Below are 19,192 nucleotides of genomic sequence, written 5' to 3'. Positions count from 1 at the left end.
CGGGCTGCGTAGCAAGCTTAGGCTAGGGAAGCTTAGGGCAGTTCGTTTGCATATGGCAGTTCCTCCAGCTCAAATAAACAGCGCCGCCCCAGTTTCCTGGAGCGGCGCTGTTTGATGGTAGTACATACGGTAGGGGCCGTTGAAATTAGCCCGTGTGCTGGGCGCCCAGGACGCGCAGTGGTGGTGGCTATTATAGCTTGATGCCTTGCGCAGCCATAGCCTGCTCCTGCTTGGCATGGTTGGCCAGGAACTCGGCGTGTTGCGCTTCAGTGCGCTTGGTGCCGAGGCTTGCTAGGTGCTCGCGCAGCTTGTCGGCTGGCATATCAGCGCCGTACGAGGGCGTACCCGGCTGCTGCCGCCATGACTCATGCAGGGTGCCGTCGTCCACGGCGTCGAAGCCCAGCTCTTCTACCAAGGCCATAACCTTCTGCTTGGCCACGGCATCATCAGAGGCTACGGGCAGGGCAATGCGGCCTGGCGTGCCAGCAGGCTGCCCCTTCTCCACAATGTGGTGAGCATAGATGTTATTGAACACCTTCACTACCGGGCGGCCCAGGTGCTGCTGCACCCACTCGCTCTCGGTTAGGTCGCCGGTTTCCAGCTCAGGCATCTTGCCATCGCGTAGCATGGGGTAGTAATTGCTCGTGTCGATGATAGGCACCTCAGCCGGTACGCCCGCCAGCAGATCCTTGGGCAGGTCCGGAATGTTTTTCAGCGGGATAGTCACTACGATGAGGTCGGTGCCGCGCAGGGCCGCTTCCTCAGCCGTAACGGGGGTAGCGCCGGTTTTCTGGGCCACGTCCTTCAGCGTTTCGGGTCCGCGGGAGTTGGCAATGTACACCGTATGGCCGAGGCTGGTGAGCCGCACGGCAAGAGCGCTACCGATGTGACCGGCGCCAATAATTCCAATGTTCATAGTTGAGAGAGTTTGCAGGTTTGCGCGGTGGCGAAGTGCTGCCGCAGGGAGGTAAACAACGGAGGCAGGCGTTTTGCTTTTTTTCTTAAAACGAGCGTTAGAATGATCAACGCCGCCGGAGCTGGGCTCGAGCGGCGTTGGTGAGTGCGGAAAACCCGTTTATGGTCCGGCGCGGCGGCTGGCATATCCTCCAAATAACTGAAGCGCGGCGGCGAACTCAATTGCCTACGCCGGAGCCAGTTCTGCGTTTGGCCCGTCCGGCGTGTGGGTAAAGTCCTGCAGCGTATCGATAGTAGGAACTACGAAGGAGGGCGTAGTATAGCGGGAGCGGTTGGTGTTGGCAGGATGCCTTTCAAAACGTCAGGCTCGTGATTTTACAGAAAATGAATGCCGTACCGGGCGCAAATTTCAGCTACCTGGGCAAATTCCGGCGGGCCGGGCGGCAGCTGGGCCAACTCTTGAAACATGTCCTCGATTCCGGCAGGAAAAATGGAGAGCAGCACCCGGGCCGGGGCATGCCCCACTACTTTAAAGCTATGCGGCACGCCTCTGGGCACATACGCCAGTTCGCCGGCCTGCAACACTTGCACGTTGCCGTCCACTTCAAATTCCACCTCCCCCTCCTGCACATGAAATACCTCGTCTTCCCGCGAGTGCACATGCCGCGGGACGCCCGTGCCAGGCTGATTCAGTTGCTCAACCAGCGTAAACTGCTGGTTGGTGTCCTTACCAGTGAGCAGAATGCGTTGATGGTCCCCGATTACAACCAGCTGAACACCTGCTTCCGCTTCCAGAATTTTGGCACGTGCATTCATAGAATTCCTGTTTTATGTCTTGCCTAATTTACATTTTATAGTAGATAATAAACAAAACAAAAGTCAAGAATTGTGCACCCGCTGACGCGAGAACCTTTCAACCGCAACAGGACACGCAACGAAATTCTGCGGCATAGCTGACTTAGACCATGTCCTATATCACGCTTGCTGCAACCAGTGTAAACGCTGGCTAATCTGGCGACCCTCTCCACCCCAGGCTAGGCAACAATTGTTGCAAAAGCGCTAGCCTGGGCTTGGCAGCAACTAAACGCTGTCAACCCGACTCCAGGTGAGGGGGCGGGACTTAGAACTATTGCATGGCTAACTACCACTACTATTTGATACACTAGGGCGGCAACCAGCCAGAAAGGCCAGGTTGCCGCCTCTGAACCTTACTCCTGCCCCGGAATTTTCACGCCGCGCTCCTCGGCTACCTGCTGAGCTAGCTCGTAGCCGGCATCAGCGTGGCGGAAGACGCCCATGCTAGGGTCGGTGGTGAGCACGCGGCGCAGGCGCTCGGCTTTTTCGGGGGTACCAGTGGCTACTATCACCATACCGGCGTGGGTGCTGTTCCCGATGCCCACGCCGCCGCCGTTATGGATGGATACCCAGTCGGCGCCGGAGGCTGTATTGGCCAGGGCGTTGAGTAGGGGCCAGTCGGCTACGGCGTCGGAGCCGTCCTTCATGCCTTCGGTTTCGCGGTTGGGCGAGGCCACGGAGCCGCAGTCGAGGTGGTCGCGGCCGATGACGATGGGGGCCGATACTTCGCCGCGGGCCACGAGGTCGTTGATGACCAGGCCGAACTTCTCCCGCTCGCCATAGCCCAGCCAGCACACGCGGGCCGGCAACCCAATGAAGGGCACTTTGGCCTGGGCCTTTTCAATCCAACGGGCCAGCATCTTGTTCTCGGGGAAGGTTTCGAGCAGGGCGCGGTCGATGCGCAGGATGTCCTGCGGGTCGCCGGAAAGGGCCGCCCAGCGGAACGGGCCTTTGCCCTCACAGAACAAGGGCCTAATATAGCCGGGCACGAAGCCAGGGTAGAGAAACTGGCCGTTTTCATCGCGCACTTTCAAGCCGCCTTTCTCGGCCTGCCCGCGCAGGTTGTTGCCGTAGTCGAGAGCCACAGCCCCAGCGGCCTGCATGTCGATGATGGCTTGGCAGTGCTTCACAATGGATTGCAGCGCCTGGCGCTTGAACTCTTCGGGCTGGTCTTTGCGCAGCTGCAATACGGCATCAATGTCGCCTTCCGGAATGTAGTCCATCAGGTCGTGGGCCGAGGTCTGGTCTGTCACGATGTCGACGGGGTAGCCGCGTTGCAGCAACTCGGGCAGCACGGTGGCAGCGTTGCCGGTGAGGCCAATGCTCCAGCCTTTGCGGGCCGCTTTATACTGCTCGCACAGCTCCAGGGCGTGATTTAGGTCGCGGGCCTGCTCATCGAGGTAGCCCTCCTGCACCTTCTGCTTCACGCGGGCATCAATGGGCTCAATGACGAGGCACACGCCGTCGTTCATGGTTACGGCCAAGGGTTGGGCGCCGCTCATGCCGCCCAGGCCCGCCGTAACGGTAACGGTGCCAGCCAGTGTACCTGAGAAATGCTTATCCCCTACTGCCGCAAAGGTCTCGTAGGTGCCCTGCAAGATTCCCTGCGTGGCGATATAAATCCAGGAGCCGGCCGTCATCTGCCCGTACATCATCAGCCCTAGTTTATCCAGCTCATCAAAGTACTCTTGGGTGCTCCAGGCAGGTACTAGGTTGCTATTAGCAATAAGCACCCGCGGCGCGTGGGCCCAGGTCCGGATTACACCCACTGCTTTGCCTGACTGCACGAGCATGGTTTCGTCGGGTTCCAGGTTTTTGAGCGTGCGCACAATGGTCTGGTACTCTTTCCAGTTGCGGGCAGCGCGGCCGGCGCCGCCGTACACAATCAGCTCATCATATACTAGGCTCACGGCGGGGTCCAGGTTGTTTTCGAGCATGCGCAGGGCCGCTTCGGCTTCCCAGGTTTTGCAGCGCAACGTGGTGCCGTGCTGGGCTTTTACCGTTTCGGTGGGCTTGAACTCGTAGTACATAGGGCGAGCCTGGCCTGCTCCTTCAGAAGAAGCAGTGACAGAAGCCGGTAACTGACTGCTAGACTGGCTAGTAGCTTCAAGGTTAAGCTCAGGGGTATCGAGGGCAGAGCGGGACATAGCGGATGGCAGAAGTTGAGTGGGAGGCAGAAGGGCGAATATAGGTTTTCGGCGCGGGACGAGGTAGTAAGCGCCCTACCATGTGGTAGCAAAACGTCACTAAAACCTCTGACTGTTTTGGCTTCATTTCTGGCAGCAAAATGCATGTTTTGATGCTTCTGCGCAGGTTTTATGACATTGAATTAAATATTTAAAAAACTATATTAAACATGGCTAAAGATGAGCTTAACACAAATTGGTCATAATTTTTTCATAGTAAGTGGGTTACTAATTTTTCCCTGAGAGTATAAAGACTACTACCCGCTAGTATTCAAGCAGTAGTCGAAATCTATTATACCATCACCAAACATCTAGTTTTTATGAAGAAGGTCCTTTTTTTAGCCCTGGCTGCAGCCTCACTTTCCTTTGCCTCATGCGGTGGATCCGGTAACGAAGGCGGTGCCGGTGGCACTGGTACTGAATCGACAGGCAGCGGCGACGGAAGCACTGGCTCCGGCGATGCCTCTACGGATGCTGGCATGAACAGTGAAGCGGGTATGGGCAGCGACACCAGCGCCATGGGCACTGGCTCGGGTGGTGGTGGCACTACCAGCAACGGCGACCAAAGCGCGGGCTCTACTACCAGTGGTACCTCCACGGGTGGCACAACCACAGGCGGTGGCTCTACGGCTGGCGGCTCTACCAGCGGCACGGGCGGTACCACTAGCGGCACTACCAGTGGCAGCACCACGGGCGCAACTGGCTCCACTACTGGTGGCAGCACCGCCGGCGGCTCTACTACCACGGGCGGCAGCGGTTCCACCACGGGTCGTTAATCCAACTCAGCCAACTCTCAAAAAGCTCCTCACTGGTTGAGGAGCTTTTTTTTGTTGTTAGGCACCAAGTTTTATAAGCAGAAGGCAGCAGTTTCAGCGCTACGCTAACCTAGTAAATGGGTAGTGAGGCTGACCATGTGATGCGCTATAATAAAATCATGATTTTTTAGCCTGATAAGGTTACCTCCGTCCGGCAGTGGTATTAACCTTCAGATGCAGGGCTATACGCCGCAGCTGTTTGTCTTTCAACTAGTTATTTATCACTCTAACCAACCATCACCATGAAAAAAGTTCTGTTTTTAGCCTTGTCGGCCGCTTCCCTCTCGTTGGCTTCGTGTGGCGGCTCGGGTAGCGAAGGCACCAGCACCCAATCAAGCACTTCCGAAACGACGACCATTACCACTGACTCCACCATCACGGATACGGGCGCTGGCGCCGCTTCTACTACCGGCTCCACCACCACTTCCGGTGGAGCATCTACGGACGGCTCCATGACCAGCGGCACGGGCACCACCGCCGGCACGGGCACCACCGGCACCACGGCGGGTACTACCGGTGCTTCCACCACGGGTAGCACTACATCGGGGGCTACTACCACGGGCACTACGGCAGGCACCACCACTACAGGCACTACCACCGGGCAGTAACCCCTGGCGTGTGCTGATAAGGCAAAAGCTCCTCACTAGTTGAGGAGCTTTTTTTGCTCTAACAGCTTCACACTCGACTTCTCTGGAGGTAATTATTAGGCTATCCAGACTAGCTGATGTGGCTACTAGCCCCTTTCACTATTAGAGGTGGTTTAAGCAGAAAACCGCCCTAGTACATGGCACACTAAATCAAGTTGTACCCTTACTTGAATCTTGTATTTTTCAATAAACTTTTAATTATCTACCCTCGAGTTAAATGCTTTATTACTAAGGTTAAGCTTATAGTGGGATATATTTTCATCATTTACAAAATATTGACAATCAGTAGCATATTCCTTTGACCCGAGAATTAACTTAACTATATTTATCAAAGCGAATATTATATAAATATTCGTGTTCGACCTGTCAACAAGGGGTGTTCATCTAATAATAATCCGGGATTGATAGACTAGCGGAAACTTTTCCCGTATGTACCCTCGCTGTCCCGAATTGACAGTATGCACACAGTCTTTTGTTATGAACCGTTTTTCTACCCTCTTCCGTTTTCTAGTTTTGTTTTTGCTGCTTGTGCTAGGTGCTGTTAACCGGCAGCGTACGCTTCCGCAGCTGTCCCTTTCCGAAGAAATTTCCTCTTTCTTCCAGCGGGTTTCGCCTTCCAACAACAGCTAGTAACCCAGTCCTGTTGCTGCCATCCGGATGGCGTTTTCCTGAGTTGTTGTAATAGCGCCGACGTTATGTTGAGCGCTATTTTTATGTCGTAGATACTAGGCCCGAAAACGCCGCAAACCGGCTGTTGCTATGGCTGAGCGGTTTCGGCCCACAGCAAAAGTGCCTCTGCCAACGGGCTTACGTCAAGCTCTACTAACCGCACACCGTAGCGGGTTTCGCTAGTGCTTGTTACTTCGCGGCTGCCCAGCCCAATTATTCGCTGTATTCGGCGGGCAGTGCGCCAGTCGCGCATCGCCACGGCATCAGCCAACGCAAACGTAGTTGCGGGTATGCCATAGCCTAGTACTAATGGGCCACTATCTACATCCCCTATGCTGGTTTCCCAGCGGCCGGCCTGTTCCCGAAATGGCTGCATCAGCCCCAGGTTGGTGCTGTGCGCGTCCCGGTAGCGCTCATACTGCTGGCTAGCAAACGTACTGTCGGTTTGGGTTAGAAACCAGATGCTCCAACCCACCATTGAGCCTCGGGGGGCCTCTTCGGGGTTGCCCAACGAATCAACTCTGGAGGCTAACAGCTGAGTAGGGGCTAGTACGTACTGGCGCCTGGCCCGGGCAACCCAGCGTTGCACTACCTGCTTATAGCTGCTGCCCGTCAGGCGACTGTGCAGCGCCAGTGAGGCAATGGCCACCGTATTGTCTGGAACCCAACGCATACCGGTGTACGACTCCAAACAACCGCTGGGGTCCTGGGCATACCGCCGGGCCAGGGCTCTGGAAATGGAGTTGTGCAGCGGTATGTAAGCAGAAGCCGGCCGTAATTGTCGGTGGCAACCCAGCAGCAGATTCAGGTGGCCCAAGTACAATACCGACCCAGTAGTATCAATTGCTTGGGCCGAGAACTCTCCGTTTTCAAAGGTTCCCCGAATGGGCAGGCTTAGTGCCTGCTCAATAGCCAGCTCCGTGTAGTGGGCTGCTTCCTCTCGCCAGCTACTATCCTGCTGGGCCAGGTTTTGAAGGGCGTAACCAGTGAAGGCCAGGGTAAACAGGCCCCACTCGGGGTTTTGGGCAGTCAGCTTCCCCAGCTCTGTGTCAGGCCCTCCACCCTCCCGTAGTACCCGCTCCAGGTAGTTGAGCCGGAGGCGTACTTCCTGGGGCTGCGGTGACCGGAAAGGCTGCCTGCTGGCAAAGGCAAAAGCCACTACCATCAGCCCGAAGCCTATTCCTGCGGCAACACGTGTAGACACCCGCATGCCTTCCTTACCCTTGCCGGCCTAGTAATTCCTCTACCTGTTGCTCTAGGCGCGCCAGGCGCTCTTCTACTAAAGCGGGTGGGCGCAAGTGAGTGCTGAAGCTGCCATGCACCTCCCACAGCTCCAGGGCATCGGGGTAGTAAAACTCCTGCGGCGGATAGTCGGGGTTGTCGGCTCGGAGCTTGAGCATTTTGTTGGGCAGCTGCTCGCTGAGGCGGCGCACCAGCAGGCGGCTTTGCGTGAGCAGGGCATACACCCGGCCGGGGTACAGGCGCGGAGCTGCTTTATCAATGCGGCAGCACAGCACAATATCCTGGTGGCGCAGGGTTGGCTGCATGTCGGCCCCGTTAATTTCGAAGGCACGCGTAGACGGCCCCAGGCTATGCGGAAACGTGAGCGTTTGCAGACTATCGATGAAGCTGATATCGTGGTGCTGCACAATGTACTCCAGCAGCCGCGCCGTGGGTACGTACGGCGTCAGGTCGTTTTGCTGATCAGCCGCTGCCTGCAGATCGGGAGCCGGATCTGATTGAGCCTGCTGCTGAAAAATATCAAAATTGTAAAGCTCATTTACCGTAAGCTCTTTCGTAAGTAGCAGGTCAACGGATAAGCCAAAATGCTGAGCAATCTGAATCAGTGTCTCCATTTTTGGCTCCGACCTCCCCTCTTCGTACGCACCAACACTAGGTCTTGCCAAGCCAAAAAGCTCAGCAAATGCCGCCTGACTCAGCTTTTTAACGGTTCTTATTTTGCGAATGTTCTTTCCTACCTGTGACATGCAGCAAAAATATATTTAGCTCAAAGTTTGAGCACATCTAAAACTTTGAGTATGATTGCATCGTAAACTTACCACAAACATCTGAACCACCTCTCCCGTCATTCTATTTTTTTGAGCATGGCTACTTTTCAGGGCTAGGCAAACTCTCAAAGCTCAACCTTACCTTACTACCCTCCTGCTCACCTCCAACTACCTTCTATGGCCAATCATTACTTTCCGTTAGTGCAAACCTACCTGCTGGAGCTGGGCTTCGAGCTCAAGCATCAGGACCAGGCCAATAGCCTGCTGGTAGTCAGTAAGCCGGAGCTGGGCATTGACAACCTAGTGATGGGCTGCTGCGACCCGCTCCTGATTCTGGAGCAATACCTACTGGATTTGCCTGCTCCCAGCTGCGAGGTATATCAGCAGCTGCTGCAAAAGAACCGGGACATTATCCACGGCGCGTTCGTGCTCGATGAGTCGGGCCGCAAAGTCATCTTTCGCGATACGCTCCAGCTTGAAAACCTTACGCGCGCCCACCTAGAGGCCGTGTTTAACTCCCTGGCGCTGCTGCTCAGCGAGTTCAGCGACGAGCTAATTGAGTTTTCAAAGGCTCCGGAGCTAGCAAAATCCGGGGCATAGCTGATGCGTCGGCAGCTTCATATTCAGCGCCCGTTTGTATTCAAGGCCATTTATCCACTAGCCCCCTAGCCTCCTCGAACCCATGAACCTCTTCAACCGCATTTTCAAAATCGGACAGGCCGAAGCCCATTCGGCCGTCAATCAGTTCGAAGACCCTATTAAGATGACGGAGCAGGGCCTACGCGACCTGCGCCTGGACCTAGATAAAGCCCTGCACGCCCTGGCTGAAGTGAAAGCCCTGGCCATCCGGAGCCGCAACGACAGCGAAACGGAACGCAGCCGCGCCCTCGACTACGAAAACAAAGCCGTGCTTTTGCTTCAGAAAGCCAGCCGCCAGGAGCTGGATACCACCGAAGCCGACCGCCTTGCCACCGAAGCCCTAACCAAAAAAACCCAGCACGAAGCCCACGCCGCCCGCGCCGCTCAGGAGCAGGAAAAGTTTGAGGCCTCGGCGCAGCAGCTCAGCCAGAATGTGCAGCAGCTCAAGCAAACCATTTCACAGTGGGACAACGAGTTGCGCACGCTCAAGGCCCGCGTTACGGTGAGCACGGCTACCAAAACCATCAACCAGCAAATGGCCCAGCTCGACTCGTCGGGTACGGTGGCGCTGCTGGAGCGCATGAAGGAGAAGATTGCCACCGAAGAAGCCCTAGCCGAATCGTACGGCCAAATTGCGCACGAGAGCAGGTCCGTGGATCAGGAAATTGAGAAGGCCTTGGGCAAAGATGGCAGCAGCCAAGCCTCCTCTGATCTACAAGCCCTCAAGGCCAAGCTAGGGCTGTAACCGCTACACTACAAGTCGAATCGATTAACGATGAATACAAGCGAAAAAGCACTCCTATACCTAGGCTTTACAGCTCTTATTGTTCTGCTTATTGCACGCGTTCTGCACTACATTGAGTTGAAGGATATGAGTTCTATTAGCATGTTCGCGTGGGTAATTATTGTTCGCGCTTACCAGCAATACGCCAAGCGCCTACAGCTTCGCAACGAGGAGTTGGAGGCCTTGTTAGCAACGCCAACTACGCCGGCCGTTTAGTCTATTTCCTACCCCTGGTTACAAGCCCAACTATGAATACCATTGAAAAACTATTCCATTGGGGCGGCGTGGCCCTGCTTATCACGGCTATCCTGCTACACTCTTTCGAGCAGATGGAAGCGCCCTCCGTGATTCGGATGATGACCACCGGCATCACTTTTTATGCCGTGGCCCTGAGCCGCTACACTCAGCGGCTGAAAGCTGAAAACAAAGCACTTCGGGAGCAAATTTTGGTACCTCATGCCTAAGACTATAGTGCAGCTTACCTGACTTTTTCTCAACTTTCCGGAGCAAAGCTCTGCCTGCCATTACCACTATGTCCGAATTGCTGCACGCGGCGCTGCTGCCGCCCAATCTGCTGCCCACGGCTCTGCTGGTATTTGTGCTGCTGTACTGGCTCACCGTAATTGTTGGGCTCCTCGATTTTAAGTCGCTTGATCTGGACACCAGCCACCCCGCCGACGTGCACCACGGCGGGCACCTCGCCTCTGAGCCCAGTGCCTTCAACGTAAGCTGGCTTAACCATGCCCTGGCGTTTTTCAACCTGGGACGCGTGCCCCTGATGGTGTTCCTGAGTCTGGTAGTACTACCCCTCTGGGTGGCCAGTATCCTGCTCAACTACTACCTCGGCAACGCAAGCTTTTTGTTGGGCCTGGGGTTACTAGCCCCGCTGCTGCTGGCAAGCCTGCTGCTGGCCAAGCTCCTGACCACTCCCTTCCTGCACCTGTTTGCCGCCATGGAGAAAAACCACGATGCCGGCGGCCGACCAGTTGGCAAAGTGTGCACCGTGCTCTTGCCCACCACCCAAGACCGCCTCGGCCAGGCCAGCGTGCCCATGCGTAGTGGTTCGCCGCTGGTCCTGAATGTACGGGCTGCCTCCGCTGCCACGCAGCTGCGCAAAGGCGATTCGGCCCTCGTGATTGATTACGATGAGCAACGCCGCTGTTATTTAATTGAACCTTACGACGCGTCCTAGCCCCACTATTACGCTCAAGCCTACCGTTATGAATCAGGTATTTAAGTCGAAAATCAGCTGGTGGATGTTTGGACCAGTTTTAGGTACCATCGGGTTCTTTTTACTTCTATCTTTGGTTCAGCAGCGCTGGACGGCAAGCCTAGTGGTGCTCCTGACAGCCTGCTTTATCATCTATCTACTGGTGACTACCGCTTATACTATTACCGCCGATGAATTGCTGATTACATCTGGCCCGCTACGCAAGCGCCTGCCAGTGCACCATATCACTAGCATCTATCCAACCCACAACCCCCTCAGTTCCCCGGCCCTGTCGCTCGACCGACTGGAAATTCGCTACGGCAACTCTGATTCTGTATTGGTTTCGCCCGCCGACAAAGCGGGGTTCCTGGCCGCGCTGCTACAGCTTAATCCTGTTATTCGTCATGATTGATTTGCTGGGTACCCTCAAAACCTTCTGGCACTGGTTAGGCAGCCTACTGATGGATGGCCTGCTGGCTGACTTTTTCGCCTGGCTGGCCGAATGGCTGTTTCCGTGAGCAATCTGCCCGCGGCCTGCTTACACTTTCTAACTCGCTACCCTCTTACTACCCCTGCCCGTGGCTGAAACCCGGCGCAGACAGGCCCCGGCATACCCTATTGCATCAACCGGCGCCCAAATGGGCGCCCTACTCCTGAAACTATTTCCCTACTCCTACTCCCTACTTCCATGTTGGAACAACTTTCCTTGGCGGTGATTATCGTCATTGCCGTGCTGCTGCTGGGCTTTATTGCCATAGTGGTCAGAATGTACCAGAAAGCCGTGCAAGGCGAAGCCCTCGTGCGCACCGGCCTCGGCGACACGAAGGTGTCGTTCAGCGGTATTTTTGTGGTGCCTGTGCTGCACAAGCTGGAGGTCATGGACATCACCCTTAAAAACATGGTGATTTCGCGGGCTGGCTCCGAGGGCTTGGTCTGCAAAGACAACCTGCGCGCCGATGTGAAGGTGAACTTCTTTGTGCGCGTCAATAAAACCCACGACGACGTGGTGCAGGTAGCCCAGAGCATCGGCTGCCGCCGTGCCTCCGACCCTACGGCTCTCGAAAACCTCTTCGACGCTAAGTTCTCGGAAGCCCTGAAAACCGTAGGCAAGCAGTTTGATTTCATTGAGCTCTACAACTCCCGCGAGCAGTTCAAGCAGGAAATTCTGCGCATCATCGGCACCGACCTCAACGGCTACGTCCTCGATGACTGCGCCATTGACTACCTCGAGCAAACTCCGCTTACCTCACTCAACCAGGATAATATCCTCGACGCCGAGGGCATCAAGAAGATTGTGGCCCTGACCTCGGAGCAGAAGATTCAGGCCAACTCCATTGCCCGCGAGATGCAGAAAACCATCAAGAAGCAGGACGTGGAAGCTCAGGAAACTATTCTGCAGCTCGATAAGCAGCTCATCGAAAACCAGGAAAAGCAGAAGCGCGAAATCGCCAACATCAAAGCCCGCGAGCAAGCTGAAACCGAGAAGGTATTGCAGGAAGAGCGTCTGAAAGGCGAAAAAGCCCGCATTACTACCGAGGAAGAAGTTGGCATTGCCGAGCAGAACCGCGACCGGCAGGTACTAGTTGCCGAGCGCAACAAGCAGCGTACCGACGCCGTGGAGACCGAGCGCGTGGCCCAGGCCAAAGCCCTGGAAGCCAACGAGCGGGAGCGGATTGTGGCGCTAGCCCAGATTGAGAAGGAAAAGGCCCTGGAAGAAGAGAAGAAGAACATCCAGACCATCATCCGCGAGCGAATTGTGGTCGAAAAAGCCACCGTTCAGGAAGAAGAAAAAATCAAGGACACCCGCGCCCAAGCCCAAGCCGACCGTGAAAAGCTAGTAGCCGTAACGGCCGCTCAGCAGCAAAACGACACAGCCACAATCAACTTCGTGGGCACCGCCGAAATGGAGAAACAAGGGGCTGAATACCGCGCCAAGCAAGCCCTCATTGATGCCGAAGCTGAAAAAGCCAGCGCCGAGTTCAAAGGTCAGGCTATCCGAATTCTGGCCGAAGCCGAAGCCAGCAAAGCCACCGCAGTAGGCCTGGCCGAAGCACAAGTGATGCAGGCCAAAGCCACTGCCCGCCAGAAAGAAGGCGAAACCGAGGCCAACGTGCTCCAGCTCACTGCCGCCGCCGAGGCCCAGGCCATCCAGTCGAAAGCCGGCGCCCAAGCCGAAGCCGACGAGAAGCTAGGCCTAGTAGCTGCCAAAATCAGCCGCGAAAAAGGCCTCGCCGATGCCTCCATTATCGAGGCCCGCGCCGACGCCGACCAGAAGAAAGGCCTATCCGAAGCCGCCGTATCGGAGCAGAAGTTTGCGGTAGAAGCCAAGGGCATCGAAGCCAAGGCCGACGCCATGAAGAAGCTCGACGGCGTAGGTAAAGACCATGAGGAGTTCAAGCTGCGCCTCGACAAGGACAAGTCGGTGGAGCTGGCTCAGATCAACATCCAGAAGGATATTGCCGCCTCGCAGGCCGAGGTTATCGGCGAGGCCCTCAAAGCCGCCAAAATCGACATCGTGGGCGGCGAAACGATGTTCTTCGACCAGATCATTGGCTCTATCACCAAAGGCAAAATGGTAGACCGCACCGTGCACAACAGCGAAGTGCTAGGCACCGTGAAAGACGCCTTCTTCTCTATAGACGGCAATGGCGGTGGCGACTTCAAAACCAACCTGCGCCGCTTCGTGGACCAGTTCGGTTTCTCAGCTGAAGAAGTGAAAAACCTCAGCGTCTCGGCCCTGCTGCTGAAGATGATGCACAAAGCAGGCGACGAAACCACCCGCAACACCATCACGGAGCTGGCCAGCACGGCCACAGCCCTGGGTATCGGGGATAAGCCGGCGAAGATGCTAGAGCTGAAGTAAGGTAAGTCTCCCTAGATAGAGTTAAATACTAGCTCCACTCCTCAGATGAGGAGGGGTTGGGGGTGGTTGAAACACCAGAACAACTATTAGAACTAGGTTCTACTACCTGTTCAACGATTAGTCAACCACCCCTAGCCCCTCCTCATCTGAGGAGGGGAACTAGACTTATGACCCTATATCTATGCCCGATACTAAGCATATCCATAATCTAGGCTATCAGAAACCTATTCGCCGCACTTTACGCAGCAACCTCACGCCTGCCGAAGCTCTCCTCTGGAAAGCCCTCCAGCGTAGCCAGCTAGCCGGCCGCAAGTTTCGCCGCCAGCATGGCATTGGCCCATACATCGTGGATTTCTACTGCTCGGCTGAAAAGCTGGTGGTAGAACTAGATGGAGCCGGGCACTTCACGGCTAGCGGTGAGGCGCAGGATGTGGAGCGGGATGCTTACGTAGGTGGTCTAGGTCTGAAAGTGCTGCGGTTTGAGAATAAGTTAGTTGTGCAACATATAGAGAGTGTATTAGCTGCTATTGAAGCTGCTTTTCAGAGTACCGTTCTATCATCATCAACCACCCCTAGCCCCTCCTCATCTGAGGAGGGAAACTAGTTTCTAGCCTTAGCGCTAGCTCTGGCAAGCGCTACTCTTATGGAGCAAATTACCCAACTCGAAACCGGCACCTACGAAATCCTGCGCAACCGCCTGCTCAAGAGCAGCACTGACTTGCGCCAGCGCCTCGACAAGCTGAATACTGAGCGTAAGCAGGTGTTTGGGGCCGTGGATACCCGCTTGCTGGGCACTGGCCGCATTACCACCGAAAACAACTGCGTGCCCTGGGACATGGTGCCGGTGGGGCAGCGGTTTATTTTTGGATACAACGTGGTACTGGGGCTCAAGGCGGAGCCGGATTTGGCCGACGTGTTTGGGGTGTACGAGTACGCTGAGCATGACTTCCGGCCGTTGGGGCTGGAGCTGCTGGAGCGCCCGCAGTTTCTGGAGGAGTTCCGCAACTTGTACCGCTACTATAAGAACACTCAGTTCGTGAAGTTCGCCGTTATTGGGCACCACTTGTTTATGGTGTTTCGGGTGGGCAAGAGTGCTTCGGATGTGAAGACGTTTAAGTGGCTCATCCAAGGCGAAGCACTGGCCTACATTGACAACCGCTCCGACCATGAGTACACCTTCCCGCCCCAGCACGAGTTCCAGTGGAAGCGCGCCACCCGCGACATGCAGCGCGGCGGCAAGCACCCCCACATCAGCATCGAGGACAAGGTGTTCGTGGAAACGGTGGGCGGGGATCTGACCATCAAAGTTGAGGACAACACTAGCACCGGGCAGGGCATTCTGAGCGAGCCGGTCGACGACAAGGACCAGACCCTGGACGACTCGGAAATCTATTACGCGATGGTCGGCAACCTGATTCTGCTCAAGATCAGGCCCTACCAGGAACAAACCTACCGCTACTTCATCTTCAACCACAAGCTCAAAACTGCCCAGCGCCTCGATGCTCTGGCCGATGCCTGCGTGCTGCTACCCGACGGGCAAGGTCTGATTTTTCCACACGGCTTCTACCTGCAAACCGGCGACAACAAGCTCTTCGATAACGGCCTGCGCGAGATGCTGTTTGAAAAGCGCGTGGTGTCGCCGAACGGGGAGGATTTTCTGTATGTGTTCTTCAACAAGGACCACGGCACCTACCTGCTGCTGAGCTACAACCGCATTGCCCAGCGCGTCGACAACCCTATTGTGTGCCACGGCTACGCCCTATTTACCAACGGGGAGCTGTGCTACTTCCGGGCCGACGACGAGCCCAAGAAGCACCACGCCGTGCAGATCTGGCAGACGCCCTACACTGCGCCCGATTTCCAGCTACCTGTCACCTCCGATTCCTACCTCTACAAGCTGGGCAACAAGGAGATTGTGCGGGCCATGAGCGAGGTGCAGGAAGTCCTGACGCTGACCAGCAAGGACGACTCCTACGCCGGCCTCTACCTCGACCTGATCCGCCAGACCACCGCCCTCACCGACGCTTATCACTGGCTACGCGAGCCGGCTGCTCAGACCCTAGCCGAGCCCCTGGGCGAAATCCGGCAGACGGCCACGGCGGCCGTGGAGGAATTTGAGAAGGTGCAGAGCATCCGCAAGAATACCGCCCAGCAAACGGCAGCCGTGTTCCAGAAAGCCGACGAGCTGACCGGCCGCATCCGCCGCTCGGCCCCCGATACCGTTACGGAGTTTGTCCAGCTGCTGGGTGAGTTGCGCGGGGTGCGGGGCGAGGTCATTTCGCTGAATGAGCTGCGCTACGTGGAGCTGCCAGCGGTGGAGCAGTATGCCACTGGACTAGAGGAGCTGAGCAAGGAAGTGGCCCTGCAAACCGTGGACTTCCTGCTCCGGCCCGATGCCCTGGCGCCCTACTCCCAGCGCGTGCAGGCCATTGCCGACGGCGTAGAGCTGGTGCAGAAAACCGTGGAGGCCGACCAGCGCGAGCAGGAAGCCACCGCCGTAGCTCAGGAGCTGGAGCTACTGATTGAGGTAGTGAGCAACCTGCCCATCCCCGACCCCACCCAGACCACGGCCATCATCGACAACATCTCGACGGTGTACGCCCGCTTCAACCAGATTCGGGCGGCCCTGAAGCGGCGGCGGCAGGCCCTGGCCGGCACTGAGGCCCAGGCCGAATTTACCGCCCAGCTCAAGCTGCTGGAACAGGCTCTCACCAACTACCTCGATCTGGCCGACACCCCCGCCAAGTGCGACGAGTACCTGACCAAGCTCATGGTGCAGCTCGAAGAGCTGGAAGGCAAGTTTCCCGACTTCGACCAGTTTATCGAGCAGCTCACCAGCCGCCGCGAGCAGGTGGTGGAAGCCTTCGAGGCCAAGAAAGTAGCCCTGGTAGCCGCCCGCAACCAGCGCGCCACGGCCCTGCTACAAAGCGCCGAGCGGCTGCTGAAAGCGGTGCAAAGCCGCCTCACCCGCCTAGAATCGGTGGCCGATATCAACGGGTACTTTGCCGCCGACGTGATGGTAGAGAAGGTGCGCCAGACGGCCCAGGAGCTGCTCAACCTCGGCGACTCGGTGAAATCAGATGATGTGCAGAGCCGGCTGAAAACTCTGCGCGAAGACGCCGTGCGACAGCTCCGCGACAGGGCCGACCTCTTCGCTGATGGCGGCCAGACCCTCAAGTTCGGCCCCCATGCTTTCACCGTCAACACCCAGCCCCTGGAGCTGACCGTGGTGCTGCGCGACAGTGACCTGCACTACCACCTCACCGGCACCAACTTCTTCCAGAAGATAACTGACCCCGCCCTGCTGGCTTCTAGGCCAGTCTGGGAGCAGACCGTGCTGTCGGAAAACCAGGACGTGTACCGGGCCGAATTTCTGGCCTGGCGCATTCTGCAGGCGGCTCAGCACCCCGCGCCGGCCAACCCCGAAGCTGGCCGCGCAGCCGTGCTGTCGGTAACCGAGCTAGGCCACTTCAGCTCTGCCGAGCTACTGGCCTACGTGCAGCAGTTTATGGCGGCGCGCTACCAGGAAGGCTACCTCAAAGGCGTGCACGACCACGACGCGGCCTTGCTGCTCACGGCCCTGGTGCGCCTCACCCGCACCGCCGACCTGCTTCGCTACCCCGCCGATACCCGCGCCGCCGCGGCCCTTTACTGGATGCGCTTCGCCGACCCCGACCAGCGCGCTCACTGGGAGCGGCAGCTGCTGGGCATCGGGGTGCTGCTCCAGGTCTTCCCCGATTCGCAGGAGTTCGACAAGCTCAAAACCGAGCTGCAAACGGCCGTAAACCACTTCGCCGAGCAGACCGGCTTGTTCACCCTAGGCCAGGTAGCGGAAGCCGGCGAATATCTCTTCCACGAGCTAACCCACACCGGCACCTTCATCATTGCTGCCGAAGCCGCCGAGCTGTACCAGCAGTTCCAGAAGCAGCTGCAGGAGCGCCAGGCCACGGAATTGTTTCAGCAGTCGGTGACTGGCCTACAGGACCAGCCCGCCGCCCAGCTCCCCCTGATTCGGCAGTGGCTGCAGGCCTACCTGCGCCAATCGCCAGCCGCGGCTACCCTCTCCGATTTCTGCAACGAGTGCGCTGTGCTCCTGCTCACTGGCTCCTACGATTCGGCGCGCGTGGTGCACACGCCTTTGCGCGAAACGCTGGCCGACTTCCAGGGCACTCACTCGCGCTTAGCCGACGACCGTACCTACCAGCTCAATTTCCCCGACTTCCGCCGCCGCCTGCTGCACTACGACCGCGCCACGGTGGCCCAGTACGAGGCGTTTCAGGAGGTAAAGAAGCAGCTGCTGGCCCGGGCCGCCGAGGATATGCGCCTGGAAGATTTCCGCCCCCGCGTACTCACGTCCTTCGTGCGAAACCGCCTCATCGACCAGGTGTATTTGCCCATCATCGGGGCCAACCTGGCCAAGCAGATCGGGACGGCGGGCGAGGGCAAGCGCACCGACCTGATGGGTCTGCTCCTGCTCATCTCGCCGCCCGGCTACGGCAAAACCACGCTCATGGAGTACGTGGCCAACCGACTGGGCCTCATCTTCATGAAGATCAACGGGCCGGCCATCGGGCACGCCGTCACCAGCGTCGACCCCGCCCAGGCCCCCAACGCCGGGGCGCGGCAGGAGCTGGAGAAGCTGAACCTGGCCTTCGAGATGGGCGACAACGTGATGATTTACGTGGACGACATCCAGCACTGCAACCCCGAGTTTCTGCAGAAGTTTATCTCGCTCTGCGACGCCCAGCGCAAGATTGAGGGCGTGTACGAGGGCCGCGCCCGCACCTACGACTTCCGCGGCCGCAAGGTGGCGGTGGTGATGGCCGGCAACCCCTACACCGAAAGCGGCGACGTGTTCCAGCTGCCCGACATGCTGGCCAACCGCGCCGACATCTACAACCTCGGCGACATTCTCACGGCCGGCTCCGAGGAAGCCTTCCGCCTTTCCTACCTCGAAAACGCCCTCACCAGCAACTCGGCCCTAGGCCGCCTCGCCACCCAAAGCCCCCAGGACGTGCCCGCCCTCATCCGCCTCGCCGAAACCGGGCAGCAGGACGGCCTCAGCTTCGAAGGCAACCACACGCCCGAGGAGCTGAACGAGTACGTGGCCGTGCTGCAAAAGCTGCTGCGCCTGCGCGACGTGGTGGCCCGCGTGAATGCGGCCTACATTGCCAGCGCCGCCCAGGCCGACGCCTACCGCACCGAGCCGCCGTTCAAGCTGCAGGGCTCCTACCGCAACATGAACAAGCTGGCCGAGAAAGTGCGCCCCGTGATGAACGACCAGGAAATAGAGCAGCTCCTGGCCGCCCACTACGAAAGCGAAGCCCAAACCCTGACCAGCGCCACCGAAGCCAACCTGCTCAAGCTGCGCGAACTGCTCGACTGGCTCACGCCCGAGCAAGCCGCCCGCTGGCAGCAAATCAAGCAAACCTACCTTGACAACCTCCGCAACTCCGGCGCCGGCCAGCTCCTGCAGATGCTGGACAAGCTGGAAAACATTGCCGGTGGCTTAAGTGGGATTCGGGAGGTGTTGAAACGTTCTTCTTAACTGACCTCATGAATTCCTTCTATCGGTAAGATATTACCATTCTACGCGCACC

The 19,192-nt window shown here is 57.5% G+C and carries 16 protein-coding genes; 11 read left to right on the top strand and 5 right to left on the bottom strand.

Annotation, left to right across the window (positions count from 1 at the left end; genetic code table 11):
- Nucleotides 1-190: 190 nt before the first annotated feature.
- From ACYVGU_RS03935 to hutU, 3 genes are all read right to left on the bottom strand, one after another.
- The gene (locus tag ACYVGU_RS03935) at nucleotides 191-934 is read right to left on the bottom strand and encodes an NADPH-dependent F420 reductase (RefSeq protein ID WP_460621992.1); all 744 of its coding nucleotides are present in this window, start codon (nucleotides 932-934) and stop codon (nucleotides 191-193) included.
- Nucleotides 935-1,290: 356 nt separating this feature from the next.
- A complete protein-coding gene (locus ACYVGU_RS03930) occupies nucleotides 1,291-1,731 on the bottom strand; it encodes a cupin domain-containing protein (RefSeq protein ID WP_460620988.1) in 441 nt (146 codons plus the stop codon).
- Between the two features lie 392 nt (nucleotides 1,732-2,123).
- Complete coding sequence (hutU, locus tag ACYVGU_RS03925) at nucleotides 2,124-3,917, bottom strand: urocanate hydratase (RefSeq protein ID WP_460620987.1); 1,794 nt, start codon at nucleotides 3,915-3,917, stop codon at nucleotides 2,124-2,126.
- Nucleotides 3,918-4,276: 359 nt separating this feature from the next.
- Here hutU and ACYVGU_RS03920 point away from each other — a divergent pair, with 359 nt between their 5' ends.
- Both ACYVGU_RS03920 and ACYVGU_RS03915 read left to right on the top strand, forming a co-directional pair.
- Complete coding sequence (locus ACYVGU_RS03920; RefSeq protein WP_460612370.1) at nucleotides 4,277-4,732, top strand: hypothetical protein; 456 nt, start codon at nucleotides 4,277-4,279, stop codon at nucleotides 4,730-4,732.
- 281 nt (nucleotides 4,733-5,013) lie between these two features.
- Nucleotides 5,014-5,379 (top strand): hypothetical protein, encoded by a 366-nt coding sequence (locus ACYVGU_RS03915; RefSeq protein ID WP_460612371.1) that lies wholly within the window; start codon nucleotides 5,014-5,016, stop codon nucleotides 5,377-5,379.
- A 796-nt stretch (nucleotides 5,380-6,175) separates the two neighbouring features.
- Here the strand turns inward: ACYVGU_RS03915 and ACYVGU_RS03910 are convergent.
- Complete coding sequence (locus ACYVGU_RS03910; RefSeq protein ID WP_460620986.1) at nucleotides 6,176-7,291, bottom strand: hypothetical protein; 1,116 nt, start codon at nucleotides 7,289-7,291, stop codon at nucleotides 6,176-6,178.
- Nucleotides 7,292-7,304: 13 nt separating this feature from the next.
- On the bottom strand, nucleotides 7,305-8,075 hold the full coding sequence (locus ACYVGU_RS03905; RefSeq protein WP_460620985.1) for an XRE family transcriptional regulator: 771 nt from the start codon (nucleotides 8,073-8,075) through the stop codon (nucleotides 7,305-7,307).
- Between the two features lie 198 nt (nucleotides 8,076-8,273).
- Here ACYVGU_RS03905 and ACYVGU_RS03900 point away from each other — a divergent pair, with 198 nt between their 5' ends.
- The 9 genes from ACYVGU_RS03900 (at nucleotide 8,274) to ACYVGU_RS03860 (ending at nucleotide 19,140) form a co-directional block, all read left to right on the top strand.
- Complete coding sequence (locus ACYVGU_RS03900) at nucleotides 8,274-8,696, top strand: type III secretion system chaperone family protein (RefSeq protein ID WP_460620984.1); 423 nt, start codon at nucleotides 8,274-8,276, stop codon at nucleotides 8,694-8,696.
- Between the two features lie 82 nt (nucleotides 8,697-8,778).
- Nucleotides 8,779-9,480, top strand: a complete 702-nt coding sequence (locus ACYVGU_RS03895) for a PspA/IM30 family protein (RefSeq protein ID WP_460620983.1) — start codon at nucleotides 8,779-8,781, stop codon at nucleotides 9,478-9,480.
- Nucleotides 9,481-9,606: 126 nt separating this feature from the next.
- A complete protein-coding gene (locus ACYVGU_RS03890) occupies nucleotides 9,607-9,735 on the top strand; it encodes a hypothetical protein (RefSeq protein WP_460620982.1) in 129 nt (42 codons plus the stop codon).
- Nucleotides 9,736-9,767: 32 nt separating this feature from the next.
- Nucleotides 9,768-9,983 (top strand): hypothetical protein, encoded by a 216-nt coding sequence (locus ACYVGU_RS03885; protein ID WP_460620981.1) that lies wholly within the window; start codon nucleotides 9,768-9,770, stop codon nucleotides 9,981-9,983.
- Nucleotides 9,984-10,051: 68 nt separating this feature from the next.
- Entirely contained in the window at nucleotides 10,052-10,711 is a 660-nt protein-coding gene (locus tag ACYVGU_RS03880; protein WP_460620980.1) for a hypothetical protein, read from the top strand.
- Between the two features lie 28 nt (nucleotides 10,712-10,739).
- The gene (locus tag ACYVGU_RS03875; RefSeq protein ID WP_460620979.1) at nucleotides 10,740-11,141 is read left to right on the top strand and encodes a PH domain-containing protein; all 402 of its coding nucleotides are present in this window, start codon (nucleotides 10,740-10,742) and stop codon (nucleotides 11,139-11,141) included.
- Nucleotides 11,142-11,417: 276 nt separating this feature from the next.
- A complete protein-coding gene (locus ACYVGU_RS03870) occupies nucleotides 11,418-13,592 on the top strand; it encodes a flotillin family protein (RefSeq protein ID WP_460620978.1) in 2,175 nt (724 codons plus the stop codon).
- A gap of 181 nt (nucleotides 13,593-13,773) precedes the next feature.
- Entirely contained in the window at nucleotides 13,774-14,196 is a 423-nt protein-coding gene (locus tag ACYVGU_RS03865; RefSeq protein WP_460620977.1) for an endonuclease domain-containing protein, read from the top strand.
- 39 nt (nucleotides 14,197-14,235) lie between these two features.
- Complete coding sequence (locus ACYVGU_RS03860) at nucleotides 14,236-19,140, top strand: DNA repair ATPase (protein ID WP_460620976.1); 4,905 nt, start codon at nucleotides 14,236-14,238, stop codon at nucleotides 19,138-19,140.
- Nucleotides 19,141-19,192 lie beyond the last annotated feature (52 nt).

Source organism: Hymenobacter tenuis, from assembly GCF_054780495.1.
The sequence above is the reverse complement of the archived record's forward strand: the minus strand, read 5'-3'. Positions and strand labels throughout refer to the sequence as shown.

Bases quoted from the DNA above. Each gene is read 5' to 3' on its own strand.
- ACYVGU_RS03930 (WP_460620988.1), bottom strand. From the start codon at position 1,731: ATGAATGCACGTGCCAAAATTCTGGAAGCGGAAGCAGGTGTTCAGCTG.
- hutU (WP_460620987.1), bottom strand. From the start codon at position 3,917: ATGTCCCGCTCTGCCCTCGATACCCCTGAGCTTAACCTTGAAGCTACT.
- ACYVGU_RS03920 (WP_460612370.1), top strand. From the start codon at position 4,277: ATGAAGAAGGTCCTTTTTTTAGCCCTGGCTGCAGCCTCACTTTCCTTT.
- ACYVGU_RS03915 (WP_460612371.1), top strand. From the start codon at position 5,014: ATGAAAAAAGTTCTGTTTTTAGCCTTGTCGGCCGCTTCCCTCTCGTTG.
- ACYVGU_RS03905 (WP_460620985.1), bottom strand. From the start codon at position 8,075: ATGTCACAGGTAGGAAAGAACATTCGCAAAATAAGAACCGTTAAAAAG.
- ACYVGU_RS03900 (WP_460620984.1), top strand. From the start codon at position 8,274: ATGGCCAATCATTACTTTCCGTTAGTGCAAACCTACCTGCTGGAGCTG.
- ACYVGU_RS03895 (WP_460620983.1), top strand. From the start codon at position 8,779: ATGAACCTCTTCAACCGCATTTTCAAAATCGGACAGGCCGAAGCCCAT.
- ACYVGU_RS03890 (WP_460620982.1), top strand. From the start codon at position 9,607: ATGAGTTCTATTAGCATGTTCGCGTGGGTAATTATTGTTCGCGCTTAC.
- ACYVGU_RS03885 (WP_460620981.1), top strand. From the start codon at position 9,768: ATGAATACCATTGAAAAACTATTCCATTGGGGCGGCGTGGCCCTGCTT.
- ACYVGU_RS03880 (WP_460620980.1), top strand. From the start codon at position 10,052: ATGTCCGAATTGCTGCACGCGGCGCTGCTGCCGCCCAATCTGCTGCCC.
- ACYVGU_RS03875 (WP_460620979.1), top strand. From the start codon at position 10,740: ATGAATCAGGTATTTAAGTCGAAAATCAGCTGGTGGATGTTTGGACCA.
- ACYVGU_RS03870 (WP_460620978.1), top strand. From the start codon at position 11,418: ATGTTGGAACAACTTTCCTTGGCGGTGATTATCGTCATTGCCGTGCTG.
- ACYVGU_RS03865 (WP_460620977.1), top strand. From the start codon at position 13,774: ATGCCCGATACTAAGCATATCCATAATCTAGGCTATCAGAAACCTATT.
- ACYVGU_RS03860 (WP_460620976.1), top strand. From the start codon at position 14,236: ATGGAGCAAATTACCCAACTCGAAACCGGCACCTACGAAATCCTGCGC.